Origin of the sequence: Parabacteroides sp. ASF519 (genome assembly GCF_000364265.2) — a bacterium.
Taxonomy (GTDB): Bacteria; Bacteroidota; Bacteroidia; order Bacteroidales; family Tannerellaceae; genus Parabacteroides; species Parabacteroides goldsteinii.
In genome coordinates this window covers 457,268-475,000 of record NZ_AQFV02000006.1, presented here as the reverse complement: position 1 = coordinate 475,000, position 17,733 = coordinate 457,268, and the positions used below count along the sequence as shown (strand labels likewise).

General features: G+C 42.1%; 11 protein-coding genes. All 11 read left to right on the top strand.

Features of this window, described 5'->3' with window-relative positions; translation table 11 throughout:
- Window positions 1-15: 15 nt before the first annotated feature.
- Complete coding sequence (locus C825_RS01970; protein ID WP_010801202.1) at window positions 16-1,635, top strand: RagB/SusD family nutrient uptake outer membrane protein; 1,620 nt, start codon at window positions 16-18, stop codon at window positions 1,633-1,635.
- A gap of 29 nt (window positions 1,636-1,664) precedes the next feature.
- Window positions 1,665-2,033, top strand: coding sequence for an SGBP N-terminal domain-containing protein (locus C825_RS01965; RefSeq protein WP_010801201.1), 369 nt, complete (start codon window positions 1,665-1,667; stop codon window positions 2,031-2,033).
- 63 nt (window positions 2,034-2,096) lie between these two features.
- Window positions 2,097-2,957: a sugar phosphate isomerase/epimerase family protein gene (locus C825_RS01960; RefSeq protein WP_157310087.1), complete on the top strand. Its 861-nt coding sequence runs from the start codon at window positions 2,097-2,099 to the stop codon at window positions 2,955-2,957.
- Window positions 2,958-3,041: 84 nt separating this feature from the next.
- Complete coding sequence (locus tag C825_RS01955) at window positions 3,042-3,236, top strand: hypothetical protein (RefSeq protein WP_129697212.1); 195 nt, start codon at window positions 3,042-3,044, stop codon at window positions 3,234-3,236.
- 780 nt (window positions 3,237-4,016) lie between these two features.
- Window positions 4,017-4,595: an RNA polymerase sigma-70 factor gene (locus C825_RS01950; protein ID WP_010801197.1), complete on the top strand. Its 579-nt coding sequence runs from the start codon at window positions 4,017-4,019 to the stop codon at window positions 4,593-4,595.
- 75 nt (window positions 4,596-4,670) lie between these two features.
- Window positions 4,671-5,648, top strand: a complete 978-nt coding sequence (locus C825_RS01945) for a FecR family protein (protein ID WP_010801196.1) — start codon at window positions 4,671-4,673, stop codon at window positions 5,646-5,648.
- Window positions 5,649-5,906: 258 nt separating this feature from the next.
- Window positions 5,907-9,131: a SusC/RagA family TonB-linked outer membrane protein gene (locus C825_RS01940; RefSeq protein ID WP_228100053.1), complete on the top strand. Its 3,225-nt coding sequence runs from the start codon at window positions 5,907-5,909 to the stop codon at window positions 9,129-9,131.
- Between the two features lie 6 nt (window positions 9,132-9,137).
- Window positions 9,138-10,769: a RagB/SusD family nutrient uptake outer membrane protein gene (locus C825_RS01935; RefSeq protein ID WP_010801193.1), complete on the top strand. Its 1,632-nt coding sequence runs from the start codon at window positions 9,138-9,140 to the stop codon at window positions 10,767-10,769.
- A gap of 65 nt (window positions 10,770-10,834) precedes the next feature.
- The gene (locus C825_RS01930; RefSeq protein ID WP_010801192.1) at window positions 10,835-13,378 is read left to right on the top strand and encodes a GH116 family glycosyl-hydrolase; all 2,544 of its coding nucleotides are present in this window, start codon (window positions 10,835-10,837) and stop codon (window positions 13,376-13,378) included.
- Between the two features lie 4 nt (window positions 13,379-13,382).
- Window positions 13,383-13,970: a hypothetical protein gene (locus tag C825_RS01925; RefSeq protein ID WP_010801191.1), complete on the top strand. Its 588-nt coding sequence runs from the start codon at window positions 13,383-13,385 to the stop codon at window positions 13,968-13,970.
- 138 nt (window positions 13,971-14,108) lie between these two features.
- A complete protein-coding gene (locus C825_RS01920) occupies window positions 14,109-17,717 on the top strand; it encodes a glycosyl hydrolase (RefSeq protein WP_010801190.1) in 3,609 nt (1,202 codons plus the stop codon).
- Window positions 17,718-17,733 lie beyond the last annotated feature (16 nt).

The following is a 17,733-nucleotide window of genomic DNA, read 5'->3' as shown; positions in this document are numbered from 1 at the left end:
TAAAATTACCACAGTATGAAAAATATAAAATTATCACTTTTATTCCTGCTGGCATTCCTGTCGTATGGCTGTAACAGCATATTGGATAAAACTCCTTTGGATGAGATTGGAGATGATGCATTCTGGGCAGACCCGATATTAGTCGATTATTATGTAAATAATCTATATTCAATAATCTATTTGGACACACGTCTGGAGCAAGAAAACAGAACAGACAACTCCGTTTCGGCTCAAAGAGATAAGTTTCGTGCCAGTACTTACTTGTTTAATTATAATCTGGTGAGTGCCACCGATCCGAACGATAACATCTGGAACGATCACTACGAGAAAATCCGTAAGTGTAACCGTTTTCTCGAAAGAATAGGAGAGTCTAGTATTGAAGAAGATGAAAAAAATGTATTGACAGGACAAGTCCATTTCCTGCGGGCCATGTTTTACTTCGACCTTGTTAAACGGTATGGCGGAGTAGTACTTCTTGATAAAGTACTTACGATGGAAGATAACTGGAAAATTCCACGTAGCTCAGAAAAAGAAAGTTATGACTTTATCATTGCCGACCTGAATAAAGCGATCGAACTACTTCCGAACACGTGGAGCGGCAAAGACAAGGGAAGAGCAACTAAAGGTGCAGCCCTGGCTTTAAAATCGAGAGCAGAACTATATGACAAACGATATGCCGATGCCATTAAGAGTTGCGAAGCTGTCAGACAACTGGATTATGAATTGATACCCGGCACAACACCCGAAGATTATCGTTCCATCTGGTGGATAACGAATAAGGATAATAAGGAAATCATATTCGACCTACAATTCAAAAGCCCGGACGTATATAATAATATGATGGTTTTCAATCTGGTTTGCTATATAAATAATCCCTATGGAGACAGAGGTTGGGGCGGCATCGGACCGACACAGGATTTGGTAGACGAGTTTGAATTGAAAGACGGAACACCTGCTCCCGCATTCTCACAAAAAGATAACGGAGAAGTGTTTGATGTCAATACCTCCAAAATATATGAAAACCGAGAACCAAGATTTTACGCTAATATAGTCTTCCACGGATCGGAAATATTTTTCAAAGGAGATAAAGGCCCCGTTACGGTAGATCATTACTTAATGGATACCCCCGACAAAGGCGATGCTTCACAAACCGGTTATAACGTATGGAAATGGATCGATTATGACAATTATAATTATCCATATGCAGGTGCTTCGGGCAAAGATCATAGTACGAACTGGATCATGATCCGTTACGCCGAAGTTATTTTGAATGAAGCAGAAGCCCGTGTAGAGACTAATGACATACAAGGTGCCTTAAAAGCCGTAAACGAAATTCGGGCACGCGTCGGGTTACCTGCCTATACAGAAACAAATCAGGAAAAACTCCGTCAGCTGATCCGGAAAGAACGCCGTCTGGAACTTGCCTTTGAGGATCATCGATTCTACGATGTTCGCCGATGGAGAATCGGTGCACAGACACAAGGTAAACTTCATGGACTCAAATTCGTTTCACCAACTGAATTTACTGTTGAGACAGTCGACACCAGAAGTTGGGACGATCGCCTTTATCTCCATCCTATTCCTTATGAGGAGATTATCAGAGTGAGTGCCATCAAACAAAATACTGGTTACTAAGCAATTGTCTAACATAAATATGTATCATTATGAACAAATTAAAATATATAATAGCCATTATAACCTGTTTTGTCCTTTCCGCATGCGAAAAAACAGAAATCCCGGATGCACCTAACTTCGATAAAACAGAAATATTATTAGTGAATGCTTATGATAGAAACAAAGGAAATATCATCTCAGAAAATCCGATTATCGATACAGAGAAAGGAACTGTAACCATTTCTGTGAAAACAGGAACGGATCTATCCAGTATTTTCCTCACTTGCGGGCTTTCTTCAGGAGCTAACATTTCACCGGCATTAGATGGATACAGTGACTGGTCTTCAAAGACGAAGACGTTTACCGTCACTTCTGCCAGCGGTACACGCTCCCAACAATGGACAATTATTCTCAACTGATTAATATTCTGATAAACAATGAAAAAGATACATTTGATAATTGCTGCCACAGCCTTTCTCACGATGAGCTGCAGTCAAAAAAAGTCATCTCCACTAGACTACTGGAAAGCAGGTTCGGCCAACGATGACGTATTTATTGAAATGACGCAGGAAGAGATGGATGCACTCGCCAAAAACGATCTGCCGTATCTGGAAATAGACTGGCCTTATTCTGCTAAAAAAACGCAGGAGGAGATGGAAGAATGGGCCATAAAAGTCAAAAATCGGGCAGATAAGGCCGGAATCGTGATATGGTCTGTTCATTTGCCATTTGGCGGTCCTTACGATATTTCGCAAACGAACGATACTTTAAGACAAAGAGCGGTAGAACTGAATATGAATGATATGATATTAAGTGCAAAAATCGTTGCACCTGAAAAGTTTGTCATTCATCCCAGTGCAGAGCCTATTTCCAATGAGGAACGTGCAACAAGGATAGTAGCCAGTAAGAAGTCTCTACAAGAACTGGCTGCTAAAGCAAAGGAACTGAATATTCCTTTATTGGTTGAAAATCTTCCCAGAACATGCCTGGGAAATACATCCACCGAGTTACTGGAGATCATTAACGGCATTGATAATACAGCAATATGCTTCGATGTGAATCACCTGTTAATTGAACCCCAGGTCACTTTTGTGAAAAATACAAAAGGAAAGATCCAAAATACCCACATGTCTGACTACGACCGTAAAAACGAACGACATTGGTTACCAGGAGAAGGAGTTATTGACTGGACAGAGTTACTCTCAGCTTTAGTAGAATCAGGCTATGAAGGCCCTTTTATTTACGAGGCCGGCAAAGGTAAAAAACCTAATATTGTCACGATTCAAAGTTTAGGAGACAGATGGAAAAAGTTGAAACAGGATTACGTAAACATGAATAAATAACGACTACTTTTCCAATCCACACATTTTCCGGTTCATACTTATTATAACAAAAGTATGAGCCGGAGTTTTTTTATACTGCCGTTTATGAATAACTTATTGCTTTATTTGTTAGAAATTGGTATGAAAGTGGCGGTGACCCCTGGTCAAGCAGACTTTATTCCCCGGAAATGTACCTGTTTTTTCCCTAAAGGGCAGCTGCCGCTTCTCTATATCCTGCCTGCTTATTCCCTTGAAGGTAGCAGTTGTTTCCCTATAGGCTGGATTTTAGTCACTATGTAATTGCATATAGATAACTATGTAACGTCACATACATAACTATCTATTCATTATACACGTTTCAGCTTTCAGGAGCTTCCTCCCTTTGATAATCAGATCATAATCCTGAAGGATGAAAATAGTTGGCAGAAATACAATCTGACAACTAAATTCAGGACGCTACAGTACATATTTTACCTCAATGACACGTTTTATTATCATTTCAGGATAACACTTTATAAATCAACACCTTGAAATAACTGAAGGCTGAAAGATAAATATATGGATCTCGCTTGTAGGAGCCATTTTAGATACCAACTACAGTCATTTGCAGTAGTTGCCGCGGTTATGAAAAATCACTGCGGCACTTATTTGAAATGGCTGCCTACCCATTCTGAAAAAAACGTAAGCTTTTTCTCTGAAGGTTTCACCTTTTTCTATAAATGAAGCAAAACAATGAAATCAAAACAGCTTCTCAGAACTATCGAAATCTGGATGGGCAACGCATCAGGTCAATATTCAAACAAATTGACTCTGGAAACAGGTTTTCTTTATTCAACAAAAAGGAAGGAAAAGCTTTTGAAATACTAAAACTGACTTAGTTCTAGAAGAACTATATCATTATTACAAAATCAACACACTGATTATTAAGATACATACTCATACTTACAACGTAAACATCCTTTTTATACAATTTGAGGAACTAAATGAATTGTTCCACATAATTAGGTACTTATCTCATAAATAACTTATATTTGCATTTGAATAAACATAGTAGTTCTTCTAGAACAAAGTTATTAACCTATGAAAATAAAGGCATTCCCTGAGCAAAGAGAAGAGACCAGATTTGAAGACATCTATCTCTCATATTTCTCAAAGATGAAGTATTTTGCCAAAGAATACGTTATCTCAGAGGAAGATGCCGAAAATATTGTGCAGGATGTCTTCGTTGAACTTTGGGAAAACAAAGAAATGCTCAATATGCATATGAATCTCATTGCCTATTTATTCACTACCATAAAAAACAAATGCCTAAATCATCTTCGTCACAAATTAGTCGTACAAGAAACAGCCAGTAAACTACAGGAAGAATACACCATTTCCCTACGAATGAATTTAGATTCATTAGAAGCATTCGATAATAACCTTTTTTCTGACCAGGATATAGAAAAAATTATTTCCCGTGCATTAGACACCCTTTCTGAAAAATGCCGGACAATATTCATTATGAGTAAAATCGAAGGTAAAAAACAAAAAGAAATAGCCCAGGAATTGAATATCTCTATTAACACCATTGAAACTCAAATGGGCATTGCTTATAAAAAACTCAGAATCGAACTTAAAGATTACTTTCCGATACTACTATTTATTCTTTGTCTTTAAGAAATCAGAAAAAAATATTTTCCCGTTTAGCGGATTTTTCATGCTTAGGTGTTTACTATATACAAGGACAAAATTATGAATGAACAAATAATAAAATATTTCCAGGGAGAACTTAATACTACAGAAAGACTGCAGTTTTTAAGACAGGTGGAAACTAACAGTGAGTTGAAAAAACAATTCATTGAATATAAAAACATGCATGCCCTGCTAACTCTTTCCGACCAGTCTGATAATAAAGAGGAAAACAGACAGGGATATATACTGTTCAACAAAATCATCCGAACAAAAAAGATACGCAAAATCATATTACATACTGCCAGTTATGCAGCAGCCATCACATTACTGGTTTTGTCTACCTACTGGTTCACCACCAGTCACTATGATATACAACAGTCTGTAGCAGACATTGAGAATACCCTGTATGTACCGGCCGGTCAACGTGTAAAACTGACTTTGCAGGATGGAACTGAAGTCTGGCTGAATTCACAAACAAAATTAACTTATCCGGCTTTATTCTCTGGAAAAGAAAGACGAGTAACCGTGGAAGGTGAAGCCTTTTTCGATGTCGCTAAAAACCCGGAAAAACCGTTTATCGTATCTTCACAGGGAGTAGAAATGAAGGTCCTGGGCACAAAATTCAATGTCCACAGTTATCCGGGGAAAGAGACAATTCAAACAAGCCTGCTTGAAGGAGGGTTAAAAGTATATTTTCCTCATGCCGAATCCAAAGGAGTTATCCTCAAACCGGATGAACAAGTGACAATAAAGGGAAACCAAATGAAAATAGGCTCCCTGCCCCATGCAGATTATTTCTTATGGAGAGACGGGATATATAGCTTTATCAACGAACCGCTTATCGACATATTGAAGAAACTCGAACTCTATTATGACGTAAAGATCATTGTAAAAGATCAATCCATATACAACTGGGAATACACCGGGAAATTCCGTCAACGTGATGGCATCGATCAAATTTTACACATGATACAGAAAATACACAAATTCAAAATCCGCAAAGATGAAGAAAAGAATATCTTCACATTAAGCAGATAACATGTATAATCTTTAAAATTAGTATGCCTATGAAGAAACACTTTTAAAAGCAAAAACGGCAGATGCTGTAACATCCGCCGTTGACAATCAAGTAAACACATCAAGTCAAAAATTTTTAGTATTCACTTAATTATTAGCAAAGATATGAAAATAAAAACTTTGTTACCACTCTTTATTGTACATGATCAACACTTTAAAGAATATTTTAGAATCATGAGAGTATCGCTATTTATGCTATTCGTCTGTATTTTTCAACTGATGGCAACAAATACAGAAGCACAGAATGCCATTATGAAACTGGAAACAAATGTGATATCCATCGGGCAACTCATCAATCAAATAGAGAAACAAACAGACTATCTGGTAGTATTTCGCAACCGGGAAGTTGATACGGAACGGACAATACGTGTTCAGGAGAAATCAGGAAAAGTGATCTCATACCTGAAAAACGCTTTCGAAGGTACAGATATCAGTTACGAATTTACCAACAAATACATTTTGTTATCTAAAAAGAATCATTCCGATGCCGTTAATGATAACCAACAGTTAAACAGGAAAATTAAAGGTACGGTTAAAGACAATAACGGAGAGCCTGTGATCGGTGCTAATGTATCTGTCAAAGGTACTACGAACGGGACGATCACAGATGTAGATGGCAATTTCAGCCTGGAAAATATATCTGATAATGATATTATCGTTATTTCATACATCGGTTATACTTCACAAGAAATCAAAGCCGGAAAACAAACCAGTTTGAAAATCATTCTGAAGGAGGATACCCAGGCTATCGACGAGGTGGTTGTGGTCGGGTTCGGTACACAAAAGAAAGTGAACCTGACCGGATCAATCGGTACCGTTAAAACAGATGAGGTCCTTAAATCCCGTCCTGTTACCAACGTACAGGAATTGCTGGCCGGTTCGGTACCGGGTATGGTCGTATCGAAAGGAAGCGGTGCAGCCGGTTCCGGTGCAAGCATCAACATACGTGGTACTTCCACTATCGGTAACAGTTCCGGCGTTCTGGTTCTCATCGATGGTATGCCGGGTAATATCTATACATTGAATCCCAATGATATAGAAAGTGTATCCGTATTGAAAGATGCTGCTTCTGCTGCTATCTACGGTTCACGCGCTGCCAATGGTGTTGTTTTGGTGACTACCAAAACGGCCAAAGCAACAGAGCGTCCGACTGTGGAGTTCTCCAGTAATATCGGTATACAAAATCCACAGTTTAAGCTGGACTTTATCGGATCAGAAGATTTCATGCGTCTATACGACCAGGCAATGATCAACGATGGAAAGGATGCTATTTACGGAGAACAGGGCATCCAGGACCTGAGAGCCGGTAAGTATGTAGATAATAAATGGTACAAAGAAATTTATAAGAAAAATACCATTATCAATAATACGCATCTGGCGTTGTCAGGTAAAGAGAGATCGATTGCTTACCGTTTCTCCATATCCAACGACTATCAGGATGGAAACTTACCGAATAATAATTACAATCGTCTGATATTCAAACCGGATATGCGTTTTCAGATATTGAAGAACCTGGAAGCACATGCCAGCCTGCAATATACACAGACAAATATCAAAAATCCGAATGGAGGTACTACAGGATGGCAATCACAGGCTGCCCGAATCTCTCCGATCACTCCGATCAGGAATTCCGACGGTTCATACGCTGCCGGTGGGGCAATGGGAGGCAACCCGATTGCGGGAGTAAACGAATCTGGCTATTCCAAAGAAAGACATAAAGAAATGATGGCGATCTTCGATGTGACCTATTCTCCTCTGAAAGACTGGAATATTAAAGGAAATATAGCTACTTATTCCCATAATACGACTACCAAAAACCGTGTAAGTACATATTACTTATACGACGAAGAAGGCAATATCGCAAAAACGGAAAACCGGGTATCTTCTCTAAAAGAAACGAATACATACAATTTCCGTACACAGTTGCAGTTTACAACCGACTATTCTTTTAAAATTGCATCCGATCATAACTTTAAAGTGTTAGCCGGTTACTCGCAGGAATATTATAAATCCGACGGTTTCTGGGCATCCCGGGATAACATGCCGTTCGACAATGTTGACGTATTAAACACCGGTAGCAGCAATAAACAAAATGGTAGTGCAGACGGTGACGGAAACGAATACGCCAATGACGTGGCGGTTCAATCCTGGTTCGGTCGATTGAATTATGATTATCAAGGAAAGTATTTGTTCGAAGCTAGTTTACGTGCGGACGGTTCTTCCCGTTTTGCCAAAAACCACCGATGGGGGGTATTCCCGTCTTTCTCGGCTGGTTGGAATTTACACCGTGAATCATTTATGATTGAAACGAACAATTGGCTATCCGAATTGAAAATAAGAGCATCATGGGGTGTCCTGGGAGATGCCGAAAAAGTAGGTTACTATCCGACAGCTCAGATATTATCTTATGATCCAAAGATTTATGCCTTCAATGATAAACTGGTAGGGGGTGCATACAATAACATCGCCGTCAACCAGAACATCACATGGGAAGAATCCAAATATACCAATATCGGTTTGGATTTCGGATTGTTTGACCAACGGATCAAATTGTCTGCCGACTATTTTATAAACATGAGAGATAACATCTTGTACAGACCACCCGTTCCAAGCGAATTCGGCTTAAATGCTCCTTACTCAAACTTGCTGAAAATGAAGAATCAGGGTATGGATATCATGGCAGGTTATCAGGATGGGAACGGTGATTTCCATTGGGGCATCGACGTCAACCTCAGTTATTCCAAAAACAAGGTGCTGGAAATGGGAGATTCTGAAAGATGGATTGAAAATAATACGGTAACCTATCTGAACGACCGTTATCAGCTACCGTTCGGTTACGAAGCGATCGGCCTGTTCCAGAGCGAAGAAGAGATTGCCAATTCTCCGAACCAGGGAAATGTTCTACCCGGTAATATCAAATATAAAGATCAAAACGGCGATAACATTATCGACGGGGAAGACCGCGTAGTGCTGAACCGGAAAATCCCTCTGAACTTCGGTATGAACCTGTCTTTCGGATACAAAGATTTCGATTTCTCCCTGAATATGTATGGAAAACTGAATACGAAAAAGTATCTGCAAGGATACGAAGGATGGGCTTTCTATCTGACAGACAATGCACGCCCTATGCACCTGGATGCATGGAGCGAAAGTAATCCGGATGCCTCTTATCCACGATTGACACTGACAAACACATCCAATGATTATGATTCACGATATAATAGTTTCTGGTTACGTACAGCCGATTACCTGAAAATTCAAAACGTACAGGTCGGTTATACTGTCCCCCAAAGTGTGTTGGAACGTGTTAATATTAAATATTTGAGAGTATATCTGTCCGGCCAGAATTTAGCTACGATCACAGGCTATGACGGTTTCGACCCGGAAGGTGGATGGTATCCGCTGGCAAGAACATTCTCATTTGGTTTTAATCTTCAATTTTAATAAGTTATGAAACAATATAGTATAGCATTGATATTGGCTTCTGCCCTTACATTCGGCAGTTGTTCGGACTTTTTGGACCGGGATCCTCTTTCCCAAGCCTCAGAAAATACATTCTGGCAAACAGAGGCTGATGCGTTGGCAGGTGTAAACGCATTATACCCATTATTACCCAACTCCCGTGATTTCTGGAGAGATTGCCAAAGTGATAACTCATTAATGACCAATGCCTGGGGCGAAAGCGGGCTGGGATATATCTGTCAGGGATCACATAACGCAGCTACCGGTTACCTTTCCGAGGAGTGGAAATACGACCATATCCGCAGAATCCTTTATTTCCTGGAACGGTTGGAAGGTATGAACATCGATGAGAGCAAAAAGAAACGTTTCGAAGGGGAAGCACGGTTTATCCTGGCATTACGCTATTACCGTATGACACGTCACTTCGGCGACATTCCGCTAATCAAAGAAAAGCCGATAGACCTGGATGAAGCAGCATTGCCACGTTCGCCTAAACAGGAGGTACTCGACTACGCATTGGAAAACATTAATAAAGCAATCGAATATCTGCCGGAAACCTATTCCGGTGATGATATCGGACGCATAACCAAAGGAGCAGCTCTGACATTGAAAGCCGATATGTACCTGGATATGGCTAGTTACGCAAAATTTCATCACAACCAGGACGGCACAGAGTTATGGAAAGAAGCCGCCCAATCTGCAAAGAAAGTGATCGACATGAACCTGTACAGTTTGGAAGATGACTTTGCAAGCATTTTTAAATCAGCAGCAAATAATAACAATAAGGAAGTTATTCTGGCTTACCAATATAAGGAAGATGAAATCACTCACATGTTACCGATTTTAGCATCTCCGGCCGGAACCGGAATTACCGGACAAGGATGGGCAAGTTTCTGTCCGACCCGCCAGTTGGTCGATTCTTACGAAATGACAGACGGTAAAACCATTTTTGAATCGGATTTATATGACATGAACAACCCGTGGGAAAACCGAGATGCCCGACTGAAGAAAACATTCTTCCTGCCTGGTTATGAATGCTTGCGTCCGAACGGTTCATACGAACCTTATATGCCGCATCCGGCTTACAATAAAAACGAGAGAATAAATCATGAAGGAGGCGGTATTACAGGATATATGTATCTGAAATACAATGATCAGGAACTGGTGAAACCCGATGCCTCCTGGACTAATTTCAGCCTGTACCGGTATGCAGAAGTCCTCTTGATCTATGCAGAAGCATTAAATGAATATGATCCGGGAAACCCACAGATAGCATGGGCTGCCAATCAGGTGCGCGGACGAGCAGGTTTGCCTGGTGTGGATCAACTGACAGGGAACCAGGTATCAATGAGAGAAAAGATACGGGAAGAAAGACGACACGAATTCGTAGCGGAACATAAACGTTACTTTGATATTCTTCGTTGGAAAACAGCAGAAAAAGTTCTAAACGAACCAGGGTACGGCATCAATAAGGATGAAAAGGCTCCTATTGGAGATTATTCCGTAGAACAATTCCTGGGACAAAACCGTACTTTTGACGCAAGTAAACATTACCTGTGGCCGATTCCTCAGTCAGCAAGAGATAAGAATCCTAACTTAGGACAAAATCCGAATTGGTAATTATATTAACAAGAAAAAGCCGATCCGAATAAAGTCTGATCGGCTTTTTATACTAACTTTAAAATATGAACAAATTAATATTACTAACAATTTGTACACTCGTTTCCGGAGCCATTGCATCTCAGGAATGGAAGCCACAAGAATGGCCGGTACTGAAAAACTACGACCAGGAACACCTTTACCAGATTGCACTTCCATTAGGAGGCATCGGAACCGGAACGGTATCGCTGGGTGGTCGCGGAGAACTCCGGGATTGGGAGATCATGAATGTACCTGCCAAGAAATACAGTACGGTAACAACCGGAAACAATGCCCCGTTCTTCGCAATCTATGCGAAGCCACAAAATCAGGAAGCCACCACCACTCTACTGGCCGGTCCTTTATACCCTCAGGAATATCTCCATTATGAAGGTCGTCCGGTAAATCATCATGGCTTACCTCGCTTTGCACAGGCTTCATTTGATGCTGCTTATCCGTTTGGACAAGTACATTTATCAGACAAAGACCTACCGGTGAAAGTCACGATAAAAGGATTCAACCCGCTTATTCCGGGGGATGCAGAAGCAAGCGGATTACCTGTTGCCGTACTTTCCTATGAAGTGACCAATACAACCAGTCAACCGATGGAAATTGCTATTTGTGGCTCCATGCGCAATTTTATAGGGAAAGACGGAAGCAAATTCCGTACCGACTGGAAAGGAGACTATATCCCAACCGGTGTAAAAGACAATAAAAACAAATACGTTGAAAACAAAGGAATAAAAGGAATCTATCTCTATTCAGACGGAGTGGATAAAAATGATCCTGCCTGGGGAACAGTCGCTCTCACGACACAGGCAACCAGTGGAGTAAGCTACCGTACTTCATCGAAAGCCGACAACTGGAATAACGGTATCCTGAACTTCTGGGATGATTTCAGTGCCGACGGTATGCTAACCGAGCGAAACAAACAGGAAGATGAAGACCCGATGGCCTCACTCTCCGTAAAAAAAACAGTAAAACCGCAAAGCACGGAAACATTCACATTCTATATCACCTGGAATTTTCCAAACCGGAAAGCCTGGTCCTCCACAGTTGTCGGAAATTATTACAGCCGTCAATATACAGATGCCTGGAAAGCGGCAGAAACAATCATTCCGCAAATTCCCGGACTGGAGAAAAAAACCTTATCTTTCGTAAACGCCTTACTCAATACTTCTTATCCGGATGTTGTAAAAGAAGCAGCATTATTCAACCTGGCAACCTTACGGTCGCAAACCGTATTCCGTTTACCCAGCGGTCATATGATGGGTTGGGAAGGCGTAATGGATCGTTTCGGTTCCTGCGCCGGTTCCTGTACGCATGTCTGGAACTATGAAACAGCTACTCCTTATCTATTCGGAGAACTGGCAAAAACAATGCGTGACGTAGAGTTCAATTACGCAACTAAAGAGAACGGCCTGATGAACTTCAGAGCCTCTCTCCCACTAAATGAAGCAAATAAAGGAAACAGTGCCGCAGCCGATGGACAAATGGGCTGTATCATGAAGATATACCGCGAATGGCAACTTTCCGGAGACAATGATTTCCTGAAAAATAACTGGGGACAGATCAAAAAAGTACTTTCTTACGCTTGGACTGAAAAGGGTTGGGATGGCAACCAGGATGGCGTAATGGAGGGTTCGCAACACAACACTATGGACGTGAATTACTTTGGTCCCAACCCTCAAATGGGCTTCTGGTATATGGGAGCACTAAAAGCAGCGGAAAAAATGGCTATAGCGATGAAAGATAAAGGCTTCGCTCAAAAGTGCCGAACTTTATTCGAACAAGGCAGTAACTGGATGGACAAAAATTTATTCAACGGCGAATATTATGAACACAAAATAACCGATCCGGAGACATTTGAATACCTCGATATGAATAATCCGAATGTCAAAATTCCATCTTTCCAGCTAGGCCCCGGCTGTCTGGTAGACCAGTTAGTCGGCCAATACATGTCACATTTATGCGGGCTGGGTTATCTCGGAAACAAAGATCATATTCAGACCACCATGAACAGCATCATGAAATACAACTACGTATCAGATTTCAGCCGTCATTTCAACAATATGCGTTCATATGTGATGGGCAATGAATCCGGGCTACTTATGGCATCCTGGCCCAAAGGCCGTCTGGAAGTACCGTTTCCTTATTTTGCTGAGGTAATGACAGGATTTGAATACTGTGCAGCCGTAGGTATGATTTACGAAGGAATGGAAAAAGAAGCACTCACCTGTATCCGGTCCATCCGCGACCGCCATGATGGGGCAAAACGTAATCCATTCAGCGAACCGGAATGCGGTCATCATTATGCTCGATCCATGGCAAGCTGGTCTGCTATCATTGCACTTAGCGACTTTCAGTATTCAGGCATTGATAAAAGTATGAAAATTACGGCACGCCCGGGAAATTATTTTTGGAGTAATGGCTATTCATGGGGAACTATCGACGTCAGCGACAAGGATATCACAATCGAAGTAATAAGCGGTTCTCTCCAATTGAAATCCCTTACCGTCGGTAGCGAAAAAGAAATACGGTTAAAGCATTTTGACCTGAAAGAAGGCAACAAACAAGTCATAAAACGATAAAGCCATGGGTAAATCAAACATTATCTACTACTTACTCGCTTGTTTGTTCCTGAGTGGAGGGTGTATCCAAAAAGAAGCAACCAACCACCACTCCCAACACAAAACAAACTGGCAAACCGTCCTGCAAGACAAACTCCCTCTGCTGGGACACCGTAACTGGATTGTCATCACAGATATGGCTTATCCGTTACAAACCAGGGAAGGTATCACCACTTTATATGCAAACGAGCCTTATACGGAAGTTTTGGGCACAGTAAAAAAGATGGTGGATAACTCTTTGCATGTGTATGCCCATATCTATCAGGACGAAGAACTATCTTTTCTGGAAGAAGGTTTTTGCCCGGGGATAAATGATCTGAAAACAGAGATGGGAAATGTCCTTCCGACAACTGAAATAACGAGCATCAGGCATGATGACCTGATAGCCCGACTGGATAGCATCAGCAATCTGTTTGAAGTAGTCATCATCAAAACAAAACTGACAAAACCCTATACTTCCACCTTCTTCGAACTCGATTGTAAGTACTGGGACAGCAACAAACAAACGATACTCAACGAACGAATCGCAAATACCGGAACAAATCAACTATAAACAGATCGAGGGATGCCTTCGTTATGGCATCCCTCTGCTTTTTCAGCCAAAACACATAACATTAATATCATTATTGAAACATTATTCTTCTGATTAATAGTTATTTTTGCTTCAATACATATTCTAAACTAATCACCCATGAAAAAACTTTTTACCCTTATTCTATCTGTCTTGTCCCTGTCCATTGCTGCACAGACGAGACAATTATCTCCCGGCCATCCGGACCGCACCGCTAAGACAGACCTGAAGAAAGGTTTTGCAACGCCACCCAAAGGGTATGGTGAAGTACCTTTTTACTGGTGGATGGGAGATACACTAACCAAAGAACATCTTACCTATCATCTGGATCAGATGGCAGCTAAAAAAGTAACCAGCCTACAGGTAAATTATGCCCATTCGGACAAAGGAGGCGTCAGCTATGGACTGACTTTCCCTTCCAAACCGGCCCTGTTCACGGAAGAATGGTGGGACCTGTTCGGATGGTTCATGGAGGAAGCAAAGAAACGGAATATAACCGTCAGCCTCAGCGATTATACTTTAGGAGTGGGACAAGGTTCCTATGTAGACGACGCCCTCAATGAAAATCCCGGACTGACAGGAGCCGAACTTAAATTCGAAAGCGATACGATCCAGGATAAGTATGCAAAAACATGCCACAACCAGTTACTCTCCCTCTACGCCTACCAATTGGGAACAGATGGGAAAATCATCGAAAACTCAGGCATAGACCTGTCCGGAAATCTAAAAGGCAACAAAATAGAATGGCAATCACCCGCGGAAGGAAACTGGATCGTCACCCAGGTATACAGCGTAGCTAAAAAACCTTCGCTCGACCCGATGCACCCTCTTTCCGGAAAAAGTTATGTCAAACACTTCTTCCAGCGGTTTGAAGACCGGTTCCCGGAACAATCCAAAGGAGGACTGAACTTCTTCTTCTCCGATGAGCTGAACTTCAATCTGCATGGTTATATATGGAATTCAATCTTCAGAGACGAATTCCGGAAACGCAAGGGATACGATATCGTTCCTTATCTTACCGCCCTGTTCACCCATATCGGTCCGATCACACCTAAAATACGGCTTGACTACAACGATGTCATGGTTTCACTGAGCGAAGAAAACTTCTTTATTCCGGTATACCAATGGCACGAAGACCGTAACCTGATCTACGGTTGCGACCATGGCGGACGGGGAAAAGATGTCAGCGAATTCGGCGATTATTTCCGTACCCAGCGATGGAACCAGGCACCGGGTTGCGACCAGCCGAACCTGGGAAAAGACATTATAAAGAACAAAGTAGCCTCCTCCATCGCCCACCTTTACAAACGTCCAAGGGTATGGCTGGAAGGTTTCCACAGCAGTAACTGGGATACCAATACAGCCAATCTGACCGATGCCACCTTTGCCAACTTCGTGATGGGGCAAAACCTGCTCAGCCTGCATGGTTTCTACTACAGTACGATGGGCGGCTGGTGGGAATGGGCGCCTCCATGTAATCATACCCACATGCCTTACTGGGAAGAAATGGGACCGTTCCTGGAATGTACCGAACGTCTCAGCTACATTCTCTCCCAGGGATACCACCGGGCCGATGTCGCTATCCTGTATCCGGTTGAATCAGTTGTAGCCGGCTACGACCAGACAGCTGTACAAAAAGCATTCAGCCTGGGAGAATATCTATATCGGGAAGGTGTCGATTTCGACTTTATGGATTATGAATCGCTTGCAAAAGCCAGTATAAAAAACAGTAAAATCCATATCTCCGGCGAAGAATTCAAAGTATTGATCATCCCGTCCATGAAAGCAATCCGTCATTCTTCATTGAAAAAAGCCTTGCAGTTCAAACAGAATGGCGGGATAGTCATCAACCTGGGAGAACTACCTGAAGCAACGGAAAAGAAAGGATTGAACGATCCCGAAGTACGTTCGTTACTAAACAAACTGTTCGGGCCCGACAGCAAGAACACGTTTGTAGCCAAGGAGAACCAAGAAGTACTCGACATTCTCGACACAAACCTTACCCGCGACTTCCGCATCCTGTCGCAGCAACCGCAAAAAGATATGCCATACATCATGCACCGTAAACTCGGAAATAAGGACTTGTATGCCGTATACAATGTTCCTTCCGGTACCGAATGCTTTTTCCACGCCACCGGAGGAATCGAATTATGGGATCCCTGGACAGGTAAAACAAAAGAAATTACCGCCTCAAAAACAACAGACAAAGGAACTATCATCCAAATGCCGATGGAAAAACAAGACCTCCATCTATTCGTCTTCGATCCGGCCAAAAAGGCTATAATTGCAGAAGTACCTCAAACGAGCGTCTCCAAAACCATATTACTCGACGGTGAATGGTCATTCGACCTCAAACCTTCTTTAAATAATAAATTCGGAGACTTCCACTGGCCTGCAACCGATGAACTGCTGGGTGCTTATATCTATAAAGCCAGATACAACCAGGCCTCTTCCGAAACAGCGGACTGGCAATCTCCCTCCTTCGACGATTCAGGATGGAAAAGCCAGACTTTCACCTACGGAACCAAGTTTATGATACTGGAAGCCACTCCTGAATTATCTGAGAAAGAACTTCTCACCCATCTTCCCTATCAAAGCAACAGGGTTCAAATCGATAATAAGAAATATGCCTGGAAACCCTATGAATATTCATGGCGCTGGGGTGTTGAGAATGATTACGGTCATCAGGGATGGCATGGATTGAAAGCCACTGTTCACGATGATTTTATCCGCATGGGTAAACTCGAAAAAGAGTTCAGGGAAACAGTCCGCGTAGAAGATCCTAACGGAAACAAGAACTATTACCTCTATTCAAACGTTCTGGCTCCCGAAACGGGTAACTACCAACTGATATTCGGAGAACTAAAACCTGCCGATATCTACATCAATGGTAAAACAGTCAGCCCCTCCACTTCTACCGTCACTCTTAACCGGGGAACCAATGAAATCGTTCTCCATTACGATACATTCGGGGTAACTTACTGTGTGGTGCGTAAAGCCGGAGATACCCCTCGTATACTGAAAGAAGTTACCGCAGAAAAACCTCTCGCTACGAATTTCCAGGGGGACTTATCCCTTTTGCCATTCGATATAAACAAAACCGAAGAGCCTACTTACGGCCAATACCGTTTCACCTCTGCTCCCGGACTGAAGAAACTCGAGTTTTCGGCCTTCGGTGAGACCAAAGTTTGGGTAAACGGTACCTTATGCAATCTAAGCGTAAAAGAGAAACGTCCGGACGGCCTGACCCGGTATGAAGCCGTAGTGACCAATCCGTCCAAACGGATATCAACCGTAGCCATATCCATAAAAGAACCCTGGGGAAATGCCGGAGGCGCCGCTATCGACGGTCCGATCAAACAAACCTGCGGGGACGGTCTGATTTCCGCAGGAGACTGGACACAGATAGAGGGTCTTTCCACTTACTCCGGCGGTGCCTGGTACCGGAAAAACATTCATTTGGAAAAGAATAACGGAGATAAAGTATATCTGAACCTGGGACAAGTGGTCTCCACAGCCGAAGTCTGGATAAACAAGCAGAAAGCCGGATTGAAGCTCACCCCGCCCTGGCGTTTCGACATCACGGAATATATAAGGGAAGGAGATAACCAGATCGAGATATTGCTTTACAATACCGCAGCCAACTATTACCTGTCTGTCCCGACCATGTACCGGGGTAGTACGAAAGCTGGCCTGTTGGGTACTGCATCCATCGAAATAGTCCGTTAATCCGAGACCCGCACTG

Bases quoted from the DNA above. Each gene is read 5' to 3' on its own strand.
- C825_RS01970 (WP_010801202.1), top strand. From the start codon at position 16: ATGAAAAATATAAAATTATCACTTTTATTCCTGCTGGCATTCCTGTCG.
- C825_RS01965 (WP_010801201.1), top strand. From the start codon at position 1,665: ATGAACAAATTAAAATATATAATAGCCATTATAACCTGTTTTGTCCTT.
- C825_RS01960 (WP_157310087.1), top strand. From the start codon at position 2,097: ATGAGCTGCAGTCAAAAAAAGTCATCTCCACTAGACTACTGGAAAGCA.
- C825_RS01955 (WP_129697212.1), top strand. From the start codon at position 3,042: ATGAATAACTTATTGCTTTATTTGTTAGAAATTGGTATGAAAGTGGCG.
- C825_RS01950 (WP_010801197.1), top strand. From the start codon at position 4,017: ATGAAAATAAAGGCATTCCCTGAGCAAAGAGAAGAGACCAGATTTGAA.
- C825_RS01945 (WP_010801196.1), top strand. From the start codon at position 4,671: ATGAATGAACAAATAATAAAATATTTCCAGGGAGAACTTAATACTACA.
- C825_RS01940 (WP_228100053.1), top strand. From the start codon at position 5,907: ATGGCAACAAATACAGAAGCACAGAATGCCATTATGAAACTGGAAACA.
- C825_RS01935 (WP_010801193.1), top strand. From the start codon at position 9,138: ATGAAACAATATAGTATAGCATTGATATTGGCTTCTGCCCTTACATTC.
- C825_RS01930 (WP_010801192.1), top strand. From the start codon at position 10,835: ATGAACAAATTAATATTACTAACAATTTGTACACTCGTTTCCGGAGCC.
- C825_RS01925 (WP_010801191.1), top strand. From the start codon at position 13,383: ATGGGTAAATCAAACATTATCTACTACTTACTCGCTTGTTTGTTCCTG.
- C825_RS01920 (WP_010801190.1), top strand. From the start codon at position 14,109: ATGAAAAAACTTTTTACCCTTATTCTATCTGTCTTGTCCCTGTCCATT.